Origin of the sequence: Clostridium sp. UBA1056 (assembly GCA_002316385.1) — a bacterium.
Classification (GTDB): Bacteria; Bacillota; Clostridia; order Clostridiales; family Clostridiaceae; genus Clostridium_J.
Genome location: DCDL01000023.1, coordinates 77,307 through 96,143, shown reverse-complemented (window position 1 = coordinate 96,143; position 18,837 = coordinate 77,307). Strand labels below are relative to the sequence as shown.

Sequence of the window (18,837 nt, the reverse complement as noted above, 5' to 3'; positions counted from 1 at the left end):
TCTTAAAATATTTACTACTTCCCTGCATTAAAGGAATTAAATTTATTCATAGCTGAATTAATTCCTTCTCTTATAATTATTGCTACTGCATCTGCAGCTGCTTCAAAGGACTTTTCTACAGTCTCTCTATCCTCATTAGAAAATCTATCTGTAACAAAATCCACTAAATCATAGGTTGGCTGTCCAATTCCTACTTTTATCCTTGGGAAACTATCAGTTCCTAAATGTGCAATTATATTTTTAATACCATTATGTCCCCCAGCACTTCCTCTTCCTTTTATTCTAAGTCTTCCAACTTCCAAACTAATATCATCATATATAACTATAATATTCTCTACTGGTATTTTATAAAAGTCTATTATACTTCTAACGCTTTCGCCACTTAAATTCATATAGGTTTGAGGTTTTAAAAATATAACCTTTTCATTGTCTATATTACTCTCGCCATATACACCTTTAAATTTTGTCCTGTTTATACTGAAGTTATACTTTTTTTCACACATATCAATTACATCAAAACCTATATTATGTCTCGTTTTATCATATCTATCTCCTGGATTTCCTAAACCTACAACTAAATACATAATTACCTCCAAAAATATTTTACCTCTTTATTAATAATTTCATATATATAAAATAGTATTTTCTATAAAAATAATCTCTCTTGACTATTATACTAAAAGTTTTCCCTAAAAACAAAAGTAGCATCCTTAAATGCTACTTTTTATATATTATTCCGGAATTTTTATTTTAAAGTCAACATAATCGCCATTTTTAAATACTTTATACTTTACTGTCTCTCCACTTTTAAGCTTGCTCATTATAGAATTTATATCACTAACAGTATTAACTTTTATATCATTTACTTCTATAATTATATCTGTTGGTCTAATTCCAGCTTCATAGGCTAGGCCATTTTTGGTAACTTCTTTTGCATATACACCTTCAATACCATTTTCTCTTTGCGAAACAGCTTCCTCTCCATATACTCCCATATGATTGATAAGAGAATCTTGCTTATCAAGAATTCCATGGGTAATAGGCTCTAAGTCCTCAGCTGAAATATAGAAGCTATTTTTTAAAAATTCATTATGATATGTCATAGTAGTGTTATTTACACCTATAAGCTCACCATCTAAGTTACACAGAGCAGCTCCTGTATTGATAAATTTAGGAACAACTGATGTCTTTATCATTCTTAAAGATTCGGATACCTTAGTTTCTCTATTTTTAAACATTATATTTTCTCTAGTACTTAACACTGTACTTACCTCTATGTTTTCATTAAAAGACTTACCTAAAGGGTTTCCTACACTAATAACCTTATCTCCTTTTTCAACCTTAGTGGAATTTTTCGCTATATCCATAGGCCTTAGAGGTTCTCCATCAATCTTAATCATAGCCACATCATAAATACTATCAAACCCTATAGTAGAGGCATTATATACAATATCATTTTGTAGCTTAACTTTAACACTGGTGGCATCTGCAATGCCCGAATAGCTAGTTATAACATATTGGCCATTCTCTATAGCAATCCCTACTCCAGCATTAGTCTCTTTCGTGCACTTATCATCTGTAATAACCTTAATAACTGAAACAACAGATTGAGATACCTTTTCAGCAGTAGCTTGAATCTTTGAATTAGTTGTATTAACTTCTGGTCCTTGATCATTATTATTTCCTTGAACATAAAAATTATCACTTTCACTTTCACCATTCATTACTAATGCAGTGACAGCTCCACCTAATGAGGCTATAAATAAACAAAATATAGTAACTACAACAATCTTCCCTTTACGTCTCTTCTTTATTTTATTAAAAGTTATTCTTGCTTTAACATCTTTGTAATCATCATTAAAATTGCTCATAATAGCCTCCTTTCATCTTAGTTTCTTAAGATTACTACATACTCTTCTTAGATAGCTTCAGAGTAAATGTAAATTCAACACCATTTTCTTTATTACATACCCATATTTCTTCATCGTGTAGGCTAATAATCTTTTTAACTATAGAAAGTCCAAGTCCAGTACTCACTTTCTGCGTTCTTGATTTATCACCTTTATAGAATCTTTCCCATACATGTTTAATATCTTCTTCATCTATAGTAGGTCCTTCATTAAAAATTGATATATATGCCTTCTTCCCTTTTTTTCTACAGGATATATTTATAAGTCCATCATCTTTTCCGTACTTAATAGCATTATCTAAAAGATTAGTCACAACTTGTATTATCTTATCTTCATCTGTAAGTACCCAAAGTTCACTACCTTCAAAAAATACCTGTACATCTAAATTCTTATTTTTTATTCTATTTTCATTTCTTAATATACATATCCTCACTATCTCATTAATATCCACTGACACCTTATTTAAATTGTAAGTTCCAGACTCAACTGCTGATAAATCTAGAAGATCATTAATAAGCCTTGCTAATCGCTGTATTTCTTCATAGGCTATATTTAAATAATATTTATGCTTTTCTTCTGGAACTACTCCATCTAAAATACCACCTATAAAACCTTTTATAGATGTCATTGGAGACCTTAATTCATGGGAAACATTTGAAATAAACTCTTTTCTATTTTGTTCTACTTTTTGTAAGGAGTCTGCCATCACATTAAACGCATTTGCAAACTCCTCCATTTCATCATCTGAATGAATTTCAACCCTCTTATCTACATCGCCTTGAGCAATTTTTCTTGCAACTCCACTCATCTCGGATAATGGATTTACTATCATCTTTTGAGAAAAATAATAAATTACAATACAAGAAGAAATTACAGCAAAAACTGCTGATAGCCAAATAATTTGATAAACATTAGATAGGGAGTTATCTAAAATATATGTTGACACACTAATTAAAGTAGCCCCCATTGATTGCTCTTTACTGTCCTTTAGAACCTCCATCATAACGTATATTTTTTCATCCATACGGACTCCATATTTATTAAAAGCATCTATATAATCACTACTATCCATATTTTCTAAACCATCATGAAAAATCTGCTTTCCTATAAGCGGAGCATATTTAATCTGCGTAACTAAGTAAACATACCCATTGTTATCTACAAGAACTATATCTTCATTTATATATGATGATATGAACTTCATTCCCTCAGTTAACTCTTCATAGGATAGTGACCCAGTTAAAAACTCCGTCACTTTACCTTGAATTACATCAACTTGGCTAGTAAGTTCTCTTTGCCTTGTCTTTATAAAATAATCTTGAAACCAAAAGGAAAGAAATCCAGCTAAAATAGTAAAACTTACTGTAATTATAATGGTATAAGTAACAACCATCTTTGAAAATAAGCTATTTTTTACCATCTATTTCACCTCAAATTTATATCCAACTCCCCAGACAGTTTCTAATTGCCAGTTATCTCCTCCTGCTACTTTTTCTCTTAATCTCTTAACATGTACATCTACAGTTCTTGAATCTCCTGGATAATCATATCCCCATACTTCACAAAGTAATTGTTCCCTTGTAAATACTCTATTCTTATTACTTGCCAAGAAATGTAGTAATTCAAACTCTTTAGGTGGCATCTTAATTTCTTGACCTTTATATGTTACGTTATATGAATTTATGTCTATAACTAAATTATCAAAGGTTAATGTTTCCTTACTATCACCTTCTGCTGTATATCTCCTTAAAACTGCTTTAACTCTAGCCATAAGCTCTTTAGGTTCAAAAGGTTTAACAATATAATCATCTGCACCAAGCTCAAGTCCTAAAACTTTATCAAAGGTTTCACCTTTTGCAGTTATCATTATAACTGGTGTTTCGCTATCCCTTCTTATCCACTTCAACACATCTATACCATCTAAGTATGGTAACATAACGTCTAAAAGCACTAGATCAGGCTTATAGCTAGTAAATGCCTCCTGAGCTTCTCTTCCATCATTCGCTACCTTAACATGATATCCTGAGTTCTCTAAATACATTTTTATTACTTCACATATATTTTTATCATCATCAACAACTAATATTTTCCCTAAATTTCCTTCCATCGATATCCCTCCTAAATACTCAGTGTATTTTATTTAATTTACGAGTACAGTTTCTACATAATATCTTTTATAATTAGTATCTTTTATAATATTATATAACAATAATTTTAAGTCCAAGTATTTTCTTATCAAAATTAATATTTTTAACAAAATATTTATAAAGTCATAGTGGGAATGTTTACCTTTATACTAAAATAGAGGAAGAAAAACTTTCTCCCCCTAAACAAAACTAAAATTCTATTTAAAACTGTTATCAATAACCTTAATATTACTCATCAAAAAGTTTACTTACAGAAACTTCTTCATATATTCTTCTAATAGCTTCTGCAAATAAAGGTGCTATTGATAATATCTTTATCTTATTAAGCATTTTTTCTTCTGGTAAATGAATACTATCAAGCATAACTAATTCTTTTATTGCTGATGCTTCTAACCTTTCTATAGCTGGCCCTGAAAGTACAGCATGTGAACAACAAGCATATACTTCTGTAGCACCCATTTTAACTAAAGCATTAGCACCATTACAAATAGTACCAGCTGTATCTATCATATCATCTATTAATATAACCTTTTTACCTTTTACTTCACCTATTATATTCATAACCTCAGCTACATTAGCTTTTGGTCTTCTCTTATCTATAATAGCTATTGGTGCATTTAGTTTATCAGCAAACTTTCTTGCTCTTGTAACGCTACCAAGGTCTGGTGAAACTACTACTACATCATCACGATCCTTAAATCCTTTTTCTACAAAGTAATCACTTAGTATTGGTGAACCAACTAAATTATCTACTGGTATATTGAAATAACCTTGTATTTGAGCTGCATGTAAGTCCATAGTTAAAACTCTATCTGCTCCTGCTGCTGTAATTAAGTCAGCAACTAACTTTGCTGTAATTGGATCTCTAGCCTTTGCCTTTCTGTCTTGACGTGCATATCCATAGTAAGGAATAACCGCAGTTATTCTACCTGCTGAAGCTCTCTTAAGGGCATCAATCATAATCAAAAGTTCCATTAAGTTATTATTTACTGGAGCACTGGTTGGTTGTATAACAAATACATCAAGGCCTCTAACAGTTTCTCCAATATTTACAGCAATCTCTCCATCACTAAAAGTAGTAACCTGACTTTCTCCAACTGAAAGCCCTAATCGGTTTGCAATATCAGCAGCTAATTCAGGATATGAGTTTCCTGCAAAGATTTTAATGTTTCTTCCATGGCTTATCATTTATGTAATCCTCCTAAAACTTTATTTGTTTTTGTTTTTATCATATACCCAGTTCTCTTTATTTACTTGCCTAGCTCTTGCTATAGCTAGAGAGCCCTCTGGTACTTTCTCTGTTATTGTTGACCCAGCTGCAATATAAGTATTATCCTCTACTTCAACTGGTGATACTAGGTTAGTATTACACCCTATAAATACATTATTTCCAATTGTAGTTTTGTATTTTGATTTTCCATCATAGTTTACTACAACAGTTCCACATCCAAAATTGCACTTTTCTCCTACTTCTGCATCTCCTATATAAGTTAAGTGAGATACCTTAGTTCCATCTCCAATAGTAGATTTTTTTATTTCAACAAAATCACCTATTCTTGCATTGCTACCTATAGTTGTTTCTGGTCTTATATAAGCAAAAGGACCAACTGTAGTATTATCTCCAACTTTGCTGTTTAGAACTACAGAATTTTCTATAGTTACATCATCACCAACTATACTATTAGTTATTCTATTGTTTGAATATAATAAACAACTTTCACCAATTACTGTACACCCTTCTATTACATTACCTGGATAAACCACTGTATCTTGACCTATAATTACATCCCATTCTATATAAGTATTTTTAGGATCTATAATTATAACTCCATTATCCATATGCTTTCTATTTATTCTACTTCTCATTATCTCATTTGCAACGGAAAGTTCTAACTTTGAATTAACTGCAGTAATTTCTTCTACATCAACAGCAATAGCTCCAACTTTTTTTCCTTCATTCTTTAATATCTCTATAACATCAGTTAAATAATATTCACCCTGATTATTGTTATTATTAAGCTTTCCTAGAGTATTTAATAAGATATCTATATCAAAACAATACATACCTGAGTTAATTTCATTAACCTTTACTTCTTCTTCGTTACAATCCTTGAACTCTACAATTTTTTCAACTTCATGTTGAGCATTTCTGATGATTCTTCCATACTTTAGAGGATCACTCATTATAGATGTCAATATTGTAGCACTGCATTTTTCTTCTTCATGATATCTAGTAAGCTTTGTTACTGTTTCTTCTGTTATCAAAGGACCATCGCCAACAAATATAGCTACTGAACCTTTTTTACCTTTTAGAAATTCTTCTGCACACATTACTGCGTGACCAGTACCTAATTGTTCTTCTTGAACTGAATAGAATATATCTCTACTTTCAGTACCATTTCTAACTTTATCAGCGCCTTTTCCAATAACTACACTTACTTCTTCTATTCCAGATTTTCTTATATTATCTATAACATGATTTATCATTTCTTTTCCACAAACTTTGTGTAAAACCTTAGGAGTATTAGATTTCATTCTTTTGCCTTCACCAGCAGCCAAAATTATAGCACATTTATACAATTCATACACCTCTTCATCTAAAGTATCATTAGAATATTATAGAAAAATCTAGTAAAATGTTTTAGACTTTTACATAATCTTCAATTGATATTTACTTTTAAATCATTCTGTTACAATTTAATACTAATATTTCTTAAATTTTCAACATTAATCTATCATAATTGTTATATTTATATATTACCACTATACTTATTATATTGAAACTGTTACACTTTTTCAACCAAAGTATATTTTTTACACAAAATCATAGGTTAACAACGCACAAAATAAAAAGGAGTTCTATGCTCCTTTTTATGATTAGACTATTCCATCTTCTACTTGCTCTTCATTTTTAACTTTTTCATACTCGTCAAGTATAGATTTTTGAATTTTCTCTCTTGTTTCTGTATTAATTGGATGAGCTATATCCTTAAATTCTCCATCAGGAGTTCTTCTACTAGGCATAGCTATAAAGTTACCACTTTGCCCTTCAATTATTTTGATGTCATGAACAACAAATTCATTATCTAAAGTTATAGATACTATTGCTTTCATTTTTCCTTCTGCGGTAATCTTTCTAATTCTAACGTCTGTAATTATCATGAAATTCCACCTCCAAGATGTGCTTTCATGTATTATTCTACTAAAACATTGTAATTCCTTCTATTTGTCGAAAGATTTTCCATTGTATTTGAAATTTATTTATTTTTTCTATCAGATGGGCTAACTATTGCAACTCCATCTTCTCCGATACCATAGAAATTCACCAAAGAAACGTAATCATCTACCAGCTTATCAGTAACTTCTACATTATCTATTAAGAAACCACTACCTAATGATTCGCTATCAAATTCACTTAAAAGCTCTTTGATTCCCTTCGCTGTCCCGCCGCCTCTCATAAAATCATCTACAAAGACACATCTACTATTTCTTTTCATAGATTTTGTTGATAAACTCATAGTTTGAAGCCTATTACTTGAACCTGAAGCATAATTTATACTTACTGTAGTACCTTCTGTATATTTAGTATCATGCCTTACCGTAACAAGTTGCACACCTAACTGTTTTGCTACCTCATAACCCAAAGGAATTCCCTTAGTTTCTATAGTAACAACATAATCTACATTCATATCCTTAAACTCACTTGCTAATATTATTGCTGCATTTTGAATAATGCTTGGATTATATGCTATATCCGTTATATATAAAAAGTTACCTGGTACAACTCTAGATTTTTGTCTTAATGCTTCACATAAATCTTCTAAGAACTGTTCCCTATCTCCTTTAGATTTTTCATTGATAAATCTTATTCCACCTGCAGCACCCGCAACTGTTTCTATTCTTCCCATGGATAAAGTCTCTAGAACTTCTCTAACTATAACTATATCTTCGCTAATAGTTGATTTTGCTGCATTAAATTTTTCCGTAAATAAATTTAAAGTTATAACTTTATTAGGATTTTCAGTTAAAACTTTGGTTATACCAATAACTCTTTGGTTTCTACTAAATTTATCTTTAATTTTCTCCATATAAACTATATCCTTCCGAATTTTATCTTTATTCTAGCCTTTATTGTTCACATTTATTCTATATGTTTTATCGATACATTACAATTATTTTTTGTATTTTCCATAAAATAATATTAAAATAATAACTTTTCTACCTAATTATTATATTCCTTGTTATAGAAACTTAATCGTAATTATCTGGAGCTTTCGCAAAATATATTACTAATCTTATATAAAATATTGAATATGCACTTTAATATTTATTTAGATTAGCTTTTTTACGAAAACCCCATTGCAAATGAAAAGAGCTCCCTCAAAATAAAGATTCAATGAAATCTTCATTTTGAGATAGCTCTTAATTTTATAATCTACATATTAACTACATACTACTATTTTTGAAGCTAAAGGATTTCTTTTAGTAAACTCGTTAGCTTCTTGTATATTCCTAGCCTTAAATAAAAGTTTACCTCCATTTTTGTTTAGGACTCCACCACATAGCATATATTTCTGCCCACCTATAATTGTTTCATCATTTTCTAAAAAATTTATATCTTCAAGTCCTTGTCCATCCGCCTTGTACTTTAACTCAATGAATAAATCTTTGTTTCTCATGTTTTTACCCCCATATTTGTTCTCATATTTACATGCTAGCGAACATGCGTTCAATTGTCAATATTATTTTCACACACCATTAATAAAAATCATCATAAAAATATAAATTTAACACTTGTCCTCTTTTCTTTAAATATATATGCAACGATGTAATAAATATGACTAGCATTTTTACAATTTTTTATTTTGTATATTAGTTGATAATATTTCTCCTTTGACTTATACTGTAAACGAATAATACTACTAAGAAGTTACTTGTGGGGTGATTTTATGTTTATTAAAAACTATGAACCTATGAATGAAAATTTATGGCAAGGAAGAATCGATAGTGATGATAACTTTGATGCTTTTAGATGGCATCAATGGATTAAACCTCTAGATCTTCGTCGAGATGACCTTGAACCTATGGACGGATTAAGCTTTGCTCTTTTAGGATTTTGTTGTGATGAAGGAGTTAAGAAGAATAAAGGTCGTATAGGTGCTATGAATGGTCCTATATTTATAAGAAAAGAACTCTCCAATCTTCCTTGTACTTTTAATAAATTAGTAAATATTTTTGACGCTGGAGATATAGTAGTTGAAGATATATCTCTCGCCGAGGGTCAAAAACTTTTAAGTGATTGTGTGTCCAAATTATTAGATTTAAATATATTTCCTATAGTACTTGGTGGAGGACATGAGACAGCCTTTGGAAATTACAACGGAGCCCTTTCTCATATAGATAAAATATCTTCTAAACCTAAAGTAGGAATTATAAACTTTGATGCTCACTTTGATTTAAGACCATATAATAATGAAGGTAGCTCTGGAACTATGTTTAGACAAATTTCTGATATCTGCCGTGATAAAAGTATGGATTTTTCTTACTTTTGCATAGGTATACAAGAACATAGTAATACTGTAGATCTATTTAAAACTGCAGAAAAGTTAGATGTTAAATATACACTAGCTAAAGACATCCTTTATAGTGATGGTTGGCAGCTTTTAAGAGAACTAAATAATTTTATGCGAAATCAGGATTATATATATATAACTATTTGCTCAGATGTATTTTCTGCTGCATTTGCACCAGGCGTTAGTTCTACTCAAACTTTGGGTCTAAACCCTGAAATAGTTATAAAGCTGCTTAAACATATTCTAAAGTCTAATAGGGTTTTAACTTTTGATATATGTGAAGTAGCTCCTAGATTTGATAAGGATAATATTACTTCCAACTTAGCTGGAGTAATTATCTTCTCTCTCGTTAATACTATTTGCAAACTTCAAAATCTAGAATATAATTGTCTTAAATAAATTAAATATAAAAAAAATCCCTAGCTATATAGCTAAGGATTTTTTTATATTATAGGGATTTTAAAATAGATTTAGCAATTTACAAGCTAAATTGCCACAATAAATATTCAAACTCCATACCCATAATATCTTCTTCTTCATGAGTATTAAGTATCTTATCTTCTTCCTCACCGTTAATATTTAGTTGCCAATTAATATATTCCCCTAGTCCTATTGTTAACATTTTAACACTCTCCCCTAGAAATTTTCTACTAGATTCCTTATCTAGTAGTTATAGTAATTGATATTAAATATAAACATACATTAATTATAATTATCATGAATCATAATTACTACATGTAAACGTTTGATAGTATAATTATACTCCGCGAAAATTATTTTTAACTTTGTTTTTATTTTAACATATATATTGAACTTTGAAAAGCCTTTTTCTGAATTTTCTTTTATTTTTTTCTTATTATATAATCTTCTTATTATATAATTTATAAAGCTTTCTAAAATATATGTGTTTTTTACAATGATTTTTGTATATAATTTATAGTAGGTATTCATTTATTTTTATACACACATCATAATTATTAGATAAATCTATAATTATATTTTAAATATATAAAATTCATGAATGTAATATTATATTTTGTATAGGAGTTGTTATTATATGAGTTTTGATTTTTTACAAGATAAAAATAAAAAGGTTCATTTTATAGGTATTGGTGGTATCAGTATGAGTGGTCTTGCTGAAATCTTACTTAAAAATGGATATACTGTATCAGGTTCTGATATGAAAAATTCAAATATAGTTGAAAAACTTAGAAATAAAGGTGCAAAAATATATATAGGACATAGTGCTGATAATATACAAGATTCAGATTTAGTCGTTTATACTGCAGCTATTAGTGAAGATAATCCAGAACTTCAAAAGGCAATGGAACTAAATCTTCCTATGATGGATAGGGCTGAATTCTTAGGTAAGATAATGCTTGGTCATAAATATAATGTAGCTGTTGCTGGTACTCATGGCAAAACAACTACAACTTCAATGCTTGCTCACATTGTTATAGAAGAGCAAGTTGACCCTACCATATTAGTTGGAGGAGAATTAGATATAATAAAAGGTAATGTTCTTGCTGGAAATAGTGACTACTTTGTTACTGAAGCTTGTGAATACAAAGGCTCATTCTTAAAGTTTCACCCTTATATAGGAATAATTTTGAATGTAGATGCAGACCACCTAGATTTTTATAGAGATATGAATCATATAAAGGATACCTTCAATAAGTTTATTGATATCATACCTGAGGATGGTTTCCTTGTATGTAATAGTGACGATAAAAACGTTTCTGGTATACTTAATGGACATAAGTGTAATATTATGACCTATGGCATAAATAATGGTGAATATACTGCTAAAAATATAACTTATAATTCACTTGGATGTGGTTCCTACGACTTATACAAGAAAGATGAGATGTTATTTTCTATAGACCTTAATGTACCTGGAGAGCATAATATACTTAACTCTTTAGCTGCTGTATGCACTTCCTTAGCACTAAATATTTCTAAGGAATCTATTATAAAAGGATTATTTAATTTTAGAGGAACTCATAGAAGATTTGAATTTAAAGGCTCAAAAAATGGCGTTAATGTGATAGATGACTATGCTCATCACCCAACAGAAATTATAGCTACCCTTAATGCCTGTAAAAACTATCCTCATAAAGATTTATATGTAGTGTTTCAGCCTCACACTTACACTAGGACTATAACTCTTTTTGATGATTTTGTGAAAGCTTTCAATGGAGTAGAACATTTATTATTAGCAGATATATATGCTGCTCGTGAAAAGGATACTGGAATTATTAGCTCTGTAAAACTTGGTGATGCTATAAGGCTTACAGGTGTAAATGCAATAAACTACCACAGCTTTGAAGAAATAGTTAATTACTTAAAATCAAATGCCAAAGATGGAGATCTTATCATCACTGTAGGTGCAGGAGACATAAATCTTGTTGGAGAAATGTATCTAGCTGATTAAATTTAATATATCTAATGGTAAATAATATAGCTATCTCCCTAATGAAGATAGCTATATTTTAAATATATAAATGAGGTGACAAAATGAATTTAAGTAAAACAGTGTACATAGTTAATGCCTTTACTCATAATGATATGGGTGGTAATAAAGCCGGTGTGGTTATTGATTGTGATGATCTTTCTTCTAATGATATGGCGTCCATAGCAAAAGATGTGAATCTCTCTGAAACTGCCTTTATTACAAAATCAAAATGTGACGATTATGACTATGAAGTTAGATTTTTTACGCCTTCAACAGAGGTTGATTTATGTGGACATGCTACCATTGCTACCTTTTACACTTTAGCTAAACTAGGGTTTATTAAACCAAATACTAATCCAGTGAAATTAAAACAAAAAACTTTAGCTGGTATCTTAGATATAGAGGTTTATTTTGACGAGGACAAGGTTTCCTATGTCCTTATGACTCAGACAAATCCTAAGTTTTACTCCTATATTGATGATGAAAAAGAGCTTTGTGATATATTAGGCATCAGCAAGGAAGATGCCGGAATTGAGGGATATCAATTAAAACCTATGATAATTTCTACAGGCCTTAAAGATATAATGTTCCCAGTGAAATCTCTAGATGCACTAAAAAGAATTACCCCAGACTTTCAAGCACTAAAAGAATACACTGATAAATTAAACTTAGTTGGTCTTCACGCATTTTCTTTAGAAACTGAAAATCCTGAAAGCTCAGTTGCAACTAGAAATTTCGGACCTAGTGTAGGTATAGATGAAGAAAGTGCTACTGGTACATCTAATGGTGCTCTATGCTCATATATTATGAAACACAATATCCTTGACTTCACCGATACACTAACCATTTCTTGTGAGCAAGGTTACTATATGGATAACCCAAGTGAAATTATTTGCAAAGGCGAATCTGTAGATAATGACTATATAATAAAAGTTGGTGGTGTAGGAAGTATAGAAAAAACTATAGAGGTAACCTATAAATAGTCACCTCCACTTTCAAAGTGAACTGTCTTAAAATAAACTAAATCTTAAATTAATGTTGAGCATATATCTATAATACTATTGATATTCAACTTTTATAAAGATTAGTAAAACCTTTTAATACAGTTCTTTTTTATTTAAATATAGATTTTAAACTTTCTTTTTCATTTTCTATCTGCCCTTTTACCTCTGATGATGGATTAAACAAGGAATCATATCTAAATAATAGTGTACCATCATATTTTTCTAACCTTCGCGAAGCTTCAACCTGTCTTTTAAGAATATCAGTACTGCTTTTCCATTCATCCTTTCCATTTCCTGCCCAAGTATCTTCAGCTCCAATTTTATAAACAGACAAACCCATATACAACTTCACTGTAGGTTCAGTAATAAGTGCATTAAACTCCTCAATCACCTTTTGAAAATCACTATTATCATTTAAAAATCCATAGTATACTTGAGGACAAATATAATCAATATATCCTGGATTTTGAACCCACTTCTCTACATCAATAAATTGATTATTATAGTTATTACTCATGGAGCCTTGTGGACTTATCCCAAAGGCTACCTTTGAATTTATCTCTTTAATAGCTGAGTAAACCTTTTTTACAAGTATATTAACATTTTCTCTTCTCCAACTACTTAAATCTAAATCTCCTCCTGAACTTATATACTCTTCATAAGCTTTTTTATCTATAGAATCATCACTGGATGGATAAAAATAATCATCGAAGTGTATTCCATCTACTTCATAGTTCTCTACTATTTCTTTTACACCATTTACTATTAACTGTCTAGCCTCTTCCTTTCCAGGATTGTAGTATATTCCATTATTATATTTTATTATATTATCACTATCTTCTTCTATCCATTTACTAGCAGGATTAGTTGATGACAATGGTACTTTTTCACTATCACTTCTGACTCTATATGGGTTAATCCAAGCCTCCACTCTTATATTTCTTGAGTGCGATTCCTCTAAAATAATTTCAAGGGGATCATACCCTGGACTTTTGCCCTCTACACCAGCACAATACATGGACCAAGGATAATATTTAGATTCATACAAGGCATCAGAAAATGGTCTTACTTGTACTACTAAAGTATTTAATCCCATCTCCTCTACCTTTTCTATTGCTTGGGATATATTTTTTCTAAACTCTCTCTCATTTTTACCCTTAAGCATGGATGATAGATCTAAATAAGATAACCAAACGCCCTTTATCTCATCATAACTTATAACTTTTCTTTCTTTATCAATTATTTTATTATCACCCTTATCTACATTATCAAAGCATATAATCCACACAAATCCTAAAATAATTAATATGATTATACCTAAAGTTGCAAGATTCATTTTATTCATTAGTATCCCTCCTTAATAACAGAACAATATATAAATATGCTTATAATCCTAACTATAGAATTTAATTATTGTAAACATACTTATTCTAAGCTTATAATTATATACCTTTTATAATTCACTTCTTTACGTATTCATTTTTAATTGCATATATAACTTTCGTAATAATTTTGTAATATAAATCCATTATTTCAATGATAAACTATATTTACTAGGAGGTGATATTTTGAGTCTAATTCAATGTAAAGATGTTACCAAAGTGTTTAAAATGGGAAATACGAATGTAAACATCTTAAAGGGAATCAGTTTAAATGTAGATGCTGGGGAATTTGTGGCAATCGTAGGTGAATCTGGTTCTGGTAAATCTACGCTTTTGAATATATTAGGCGGTCTTATGGCCTGTGACAATGGTGAAATTATAATAAATGATAATCATATTGAAAAGTTAACCGAAAATGAACTAGCTCTATTTAGACGTAATAATTTAGGCTTTATATTTCAAACCTATAACCTATTACCTCAGCTTTCCGCCTTAGAAAATGTTGAGATGCCTTTAATATTCTCAGGAATTTCTAATAATGAAAGAAGAACTCGCGCTAAAGAAATGTTAGAAAGAGTTGGCCTAGCAGATAGAATGGAGCATAAACCTGCAGAGCTATCTGGAGGACAACAGCAAAGAGTATCTATCGCTAGAGCTCTTATAAATAATCCTAAAGTTATATTAGCCGATGAACCTACAGGAAATTTAGATAGTAAAACTAGTATTGAAATATTAAATTTACTTAAAGAATTAAATCAAACTTACAATATGACTTTTTTAGTTGTAACTCACTCTCAAGTTGTCTATAAATATGCAGATAAAATAGTAAAAATGGAAGATGGAGTTTTTTGCAATTAGCCTGACATAATCTAACCTCATCAAAATAAAATATTAATTATTAGGGGGATTTATATATGAAAAAAAAATTTATAATAGCACTTATATGCACCTTAACCTTTACTTTAAGCTCTAATGTTATAACTGTATTTGCATCAGATTCGGGACAAGCTACAAGCAAACATGTTTCAACTGAAAATGCAACTAATCAATCTAAAGGTGATAATAATTCTGACAGTAGTGGCACTAGCCCTATGGCAGTTAGCAACATTCAGCCAAAGAAGGTAATGATTTCAAAAGTAACTCCTGACAGAGATGTTATTGAACCTGGAAAACCCTTTACTTTAACCTACAGAATAGAGAATATAAGTGGTGGAAGAATTGATGGTTTATCTTTAAAATTGGTAAATGTTGAAGGTAAAAATGCATTAGAAGGCTTCATGCCTGTTGGCACTACTAATGAAATATATGTAGGAAGTATTGCCTATAATGATGTAAAGGAAGTAAGTATAACTCTTTGTAGTGACCCTAATGCTAAACCTGGAACATATAACTTTTTAAATAGCGTAACATATAACCAAGGTGGAGAACCTCAAGAAGAAATAACTAAAGTTTCAGGAATTATGATGAAGTCTACTCCAGAATTAGAATTATCTTCCATGGAGTCTGTGGGCACTAATATTATGGGAACATTAATTAATGATGGAATTAGTAAAATAAAAAAGGTGAACGTTAAAGTAAAGATAGGTAATGAAGAGTATGAACAAAAGATAGGCAGTATAGCTAGTGAAAGCGAAGAGTATTTTGAAATTCCCATTACTCCTGTAGAAAGCGAAACTAAAGCAAATATTACAGTTACTTATGAAGATGTATCTGGTGCAAAATATTCCACTGAAGGAAGCTATATGGTTCCACCTGTTGTAACAGAGAAAGAACCTCCAAAGAAATCTTCAAGCATAGGATTCTTTGCTTTTATAGCAAACTTATTTAAATTTGGTGAATAACAATGAAGTTTAGTGACCTTCTAAAAATAATATGGAATAATATGTGGAAAAGACGTACCAGAACAATATTTACTATGACAGGAGTAATTATTGGATGTCTTGCAGTATTTATTATAAGTTCTATAACAAATGGATTTGAAAAATATCTAACTACTGAAATGGAAAGATTGATGGATACATCCGTAATAACTATTTATCCTAACTGGAATGCTCAAGAGGATACTTCAAAAAAAAATAAAAAAGAAGAAGATAGTTCTAAAACAGTTCTTAATGAGAAAAATATAAAGGAATTAGAAAAAATAGATTTCATCACGGAGATAATACCAATGCGATACGCTTATGCCCCCATAACTGTTAATAAAACAGAAAGTTATGGAAGATTTCTTGCTAAGGATAACTTTGAACCAAAAGATGGTAACCTTTTATATGGTAGATATCCTAGAAAAAAAAGCCGAGAAATTATTCTTGGATATGAGCTAGCAAAGGAACTTCTCGGCTATACCTGGGAAACTAAGTTAGAAGACGATTCTGTTCTTGAAGAATTAGTAGGTAAAAAAATACGAGTTGGTGGAGAACAAATTGGAGAAGATGAAAAAAGTAATATGATTACTACTAAAAAATTTAGCTGTAAGATTGTAGGAATATCATCTAAAACCTCAGGTTTTGATCAAAATGTCATAGAGACTTCAATTAAGTTTGTAGATGATATTATTAAATCTAATCCTAATAATGAAGGCGATACTCTAAATAAAATGCTAAACAATTATGAAAGCATACAAGTTAGAGTAGATGATAAAAGCAAAATAGGTGAATATGAAGCCTATATTAAAGAGCTTGGGTACGAGACAAGTTCCTATAAAGAGTTTGAGAATCAAACTAACTCTATGATTAAAACCATAAGCTTAGTTCTCGGCTCCTTAGCTGGTATATCTCTATTAGTTGCGGCATTAGGTATAACTAATACTATGGATATGGCTATATATGAACGAAATAAGGAGATTGGTATTATTAAAGTTATTGGTGGAAGCTTAAATGATGTAAGAAAAATATTTGTTGGAGAAGCTTGTGCTATAGCAGTTACTGGTGGAATAATATCTATAGTTCTCGGTATTATTATAGATATTATAATTAATAATGTAGCCGGTACAATCACTAAATCAATGTTTGGAGTACCTATCACTACTATTGCCATTCCAAGTATTACTTTAGTAATTGGAATTTTAGTGTTCTGCCTATGTATAGGCTTTGTATCCGGCATAATTCCAGCTAACAAAGCTGCTAAAACAGATGTTATAACTGCAATTAGATAAACCAATTTATATTTAATAGTGATATTCTTCATTTAAAATATTTATATACTTAAAATAAGGCTATGGTTAAAACCTAATTTAACCATAGCCTTAGAATTTATAATAACAAATTATATTTACTTAAAATCACAATCACATTTATTGATATTTAAATAGTTGTTTTTTCATATACCTTTTAGAAGCCTTACTAAATTTATATTCCTTCATCCTTTGTACTCCTCCAATTTTTACTACTAGGAGCTATTATATCAATAGACTTATTAAAGTTCTAAAGTAAGTAATAACATCTTTTATTATTTACAATACCCTATTTTTATAATGTGTTTTATTGTCAAAAAAATAATATATTTTATCGCAAAACTTTTTGCATAAAATGTGTTGACAACCCTATGAATATATAATATAATTAATTTTGTCAGCGGGGTGTGGCGCAGATGGGAGCGCGCGTGGTTTGGGACCATGAGGTCGCAGGTTCAATCCCTGTCACCCCGACCAAAAGGAACATGATATCATGTTCCTTTTTTATTTTTCTATTTTAATTAATGAAACATAATTTAAATCTTGAATTCTTTCTTCGCCCCGTCCCATTCTATTAATACTTTCAGAGATTCTTCTTCAATAATAATTTTTCTCTTCAAATCATACCTTACATAAATTCAATATACCTAAGATAATTTAATAACCACTATATTATAGTTTCAGATTATTTACTAAAAATTATATGAATTATTAAAGCCACTATATATATTAGTATTATAGTTTTATGATATTTCTTTAGTTGTCCACCATTATCTCGATAAATAAATTTATTTATAGCTCCAGTAACCACTATTAATAAAAGGCTTATAAAGGTTACCATGCCCCAAAAAGAAAATCCTGCCTTAGTATTCATAAGTAATATATGAATTATAGAAGAAATAAAGGCACATGCTCCAAATACGCTATGATTTTCTTCTAAAACACTATTTATATTTATAGTTTTATTTATAATTCCTTTATACTTTTTCTTTGACAAACCTCTAATAAACTTATTATAAAACCCAGAAGATATTAATCTTGACAATGCTGCTAAAGTGAATATTATTGAAATAATGCCCCAAAAATAACCTAAGAACTCCATACTCTTCCCCCTTGTATTTTACTAATACATTATATGTTTTTAAATTAATTACATTCTCTTTTATTATCTGTTATTAATTTAGGCATCTGAAAATA

Annotated in this window: 18 protein-coding genes and 1 tRNA gene; 7 read left to right on the top strand and 12 right to left on the bottom strand. The window is 29.9% G+C overall.

Annotation, left to right across the window (positions count from 1 at the left end):
* Positions 1-14: 14 nt before the first annotated feature.
* From pth to B3W71_RS06830, 9 genes are all read right to left on the bottom strand, one after another.
* Positions 15-584 carry an aminoacyl-tRNA hydrolase gene (gene pth / locus B3W71_RS06870; RefSeq protein WP_346888199.1) on the bottom strand — a complete coding sequence of 190 codons (570 nt, stop codon included), beginning with the start codon at positions 582-584 and terminating at the stop codon, positions 15-17.
* A 147-nt stretch (positions 585-731) separates the two neighbouring features.
* A complete protein-coding gene (locus tag B3W71_RS06865) occupies positions 732-1,871 on the bottom strand; it encodes a S1C family serine protease (protein ID WP_346888198.1) in 1,140 nt (379 codons plus the stop codon).
* A gap of 34 nt (positions 1,872-1,905) precedes the next feature.
* Positions 1,906-3,330, bottom strand: coding sequence for a HAMP domain-containing sensor histidine kinase (locus B3W71_RS06860; protein ID WP_346888197.1), 1,425 nt, complete (start codon positions 3,328-3,330; stop codon positions 1,906-1,908).
* Complete coding sequence (locus B3W71_RS06855) at positions 3,331-4,017, bottom strand: response regulator transcription factor (RefSeq protein ID WP_346888196.1); 687 nt, start codon at positions 4,015-4,017, stop codon at positions 3,331-3,333. It lies immediately after the preceding gene.
* 268 nt (positions 4,018-4,285) lie between these two features.
* Positions 4,286-5,245, bottom strand: coding sequence for a ribose-phosphate diphosphokinase (locus tag B3W71_RS06850; RefSeq protein ID WP_346888195.1), 960 nt, complete (start codon positions 5,243-5,245; stop codon positions 4,286-4,288).
* 21 nt (positions 5,246-5,266) lie between these two features.
* Complete coding sequence (gene glmU / locus B3W71_RS06845; protein ID WP_346888194.1) at positions 5,267-6,637, bottom strand: bifunctional UDP-N-acetylglucosamine diphosphorylase/glucosamine-1-phosphate N-acetyltransferase GlmU; 1,371 nt, start codon at positions 6,635-6,637, stop codon at positions 5,267-5,269.
* A 297-nt stretch (positions 6,638-6,934) separates the two neighbouring features.
* Positions 6,935-7,219: a septation regulator SpoVG gene (gene spoVG, locus B3W71_RS06840; protein WP_346888193.1), complete on the bottom strand. Its 285-nt coding sequence runs from the start codon at positions 7,217-7,219 to the stop codon at positions 6,935-6,937.
* A 95-nt stretch (positions 7,220-7,314) separates the two neighbouring features.
* Complete coding sequence (gene purR / locus B3W71_RS06835; RefSeq protein ID WP_346888192.1) at positions 7,315-8,145, bottom strand: pur operon repressor; 831 nt, start codon at positions 8,143-8,145, stop codon at positions 7,315-7,317.
* A gap of 354 nt (positions 8,146-8,499) precedes the next feature.
* Entirely contained in the window at positions 8,500-8,736 is a 237-nt protein-coding gene (locus B3W71_RS06830; RefSeq protein ID WP_346888191.1) for a hypothetical protein, read from the bottom strand.
* A gap of 270 nt (positions 8,737-9,006) precedes the next feature.
* Here B3W71_RS06830 and hutG point away from each other — a divergent pair, with 270 nt between their 5' ends.
* The gene (hutG, locus tag B3W71_RS06825) at positions 9,007-10,029 is read left to right on the top strand and encodes a formimidoylglutamase (protein ID WP_346888190.1); all 1,023 of its coding nucleotides are present in this window, start codon (positions 9,007-9,009) and stop codon (positions 10,027-10,029) included.
* A 79-nt stretch (positions 10,030-10,108) separates the two neighbouring features.
* Here the strand turns inward: hutG and B3W71_RS06820 are convergent, their stop codons facing one another.
* Complete coding sequence (locus tag B3W71_RS06820) at positions 10,109-10,252, bottom strand: hypothetical protein (protein WP_346888189.1); 144 nt, start codon at positions 10,250-10,252, stop codon at positions 10,109-10,111.
* A 435-nt stretch (positions 10,253-10,687) separates the two neighbouring features.
* Here B3W71_RS06820 and murC point away from each other — a divergent pair, with 435 nt between their 5' ends.
* Together murC and B3W71_RS06810 are read left to right on the top strand one after the other, a co-directional pair.
* Positions 10,688-12,064, top strand: coding sequence for a UDP-N-acetylmuramate--L-alanine ligase (gene murC, locus B3W71_RS06815; RefSeq protein WP_346888188.1), 1,377 nt, complete (start codon positions 10,688-10,690; stop codon positions 12,062-12,064).
* An 83-nt stretch (positions 12,065-12,147) separates the two neighbouring features.
* Entirely contained in the window at positions 12,148-13,068 is a 921-nt protein-coding gene (locus B3W71_RS06810) for a PhzF family phenazine biosynthesis protein (protein WP_346888187.1), read from the top strand.
* Between the two features lie 130 nt (positions 13,069-13,198).
* On the opposite strand, the gene B3W71_RS06805 is transcribed toward B3W71_RS06810, so the two are convergent.
* Complete coding sequence (locus B3W71_RS06805) at positions 13,199-14,434, bottom strand: glycoside hydrolase family 10 protein (RefSeq protein WP_346888186.1); 1,236 nt, start codon at positions 14,432-14,434, stop codon at positions 13,199-13,201.
* Positions 14,435-14,657: 223 nt separating this feature from the next.
* Here B3W71_RS06805 and B3W71_RS06800 point away from each other — a divergent pair, with 223 nt between their 5' ends.
* From B3W71_RS06800 to B3W71_RS06785, 4 genes are all read left to right on the top strand, one after another.
* Complete coding sequence (locus B3W71_RS06800; RefSeq protein ID WP_346888185.1) at positions 14,658-15,329, top strand: ABC transporter ATP-binding protein; 672 nt, start codon at positions 14,658-14,660, stop codon at positions 15,327-15,329.
* A gap of 56 nt (positions 15,330-15,385) precedes the next feature.
* Positions 15,386-16,312: a hypothetical protein gene (locus B3W71_RS06795; RefSeq protein ID WP_346888184.1), complete on the top strand. Its 927-nt coding sequence runs from the start codon at positions 15,386-15,388 to the stop codon at positions 16,310-16,312.
* Between the two features lie 2 nt (positions 16,313-16,314).
* Positions 16,315-17,622, top strand: coding sequence for an ABC transporter permease (locus B3W71_RS06790; RefSeq protein ID WP_346888183.1), 1,308 nt, complete (start codon positions 16,315-16,317; stop codon positions 17,620-17,622).
* Between the two features lie 419 nt (positions 17,623-18,041).
* Positions 18,042-18,117 (top strand) — tRNA-Pro (locus B3W71_RS06785).
* Positions 18,118-18,325: 208 nt separating this feature from the next.
* Here the strand turns inward: B3W71_RS06785 and B3W71_RS06780 are convergent.
* Positions 18,326-18,742: a hypothetical protein gene (locus B3W71_RS06780; RefSeq protein WP_346888182.1), complete on the bottom strand. Its 417-nt coding sequence runs from the start codon at positions 18,740-18,742 to the stop codon at positions 18,326-18,328.
* Positions 18,743-18,837 lie beyond the last annotated feature (95 nt).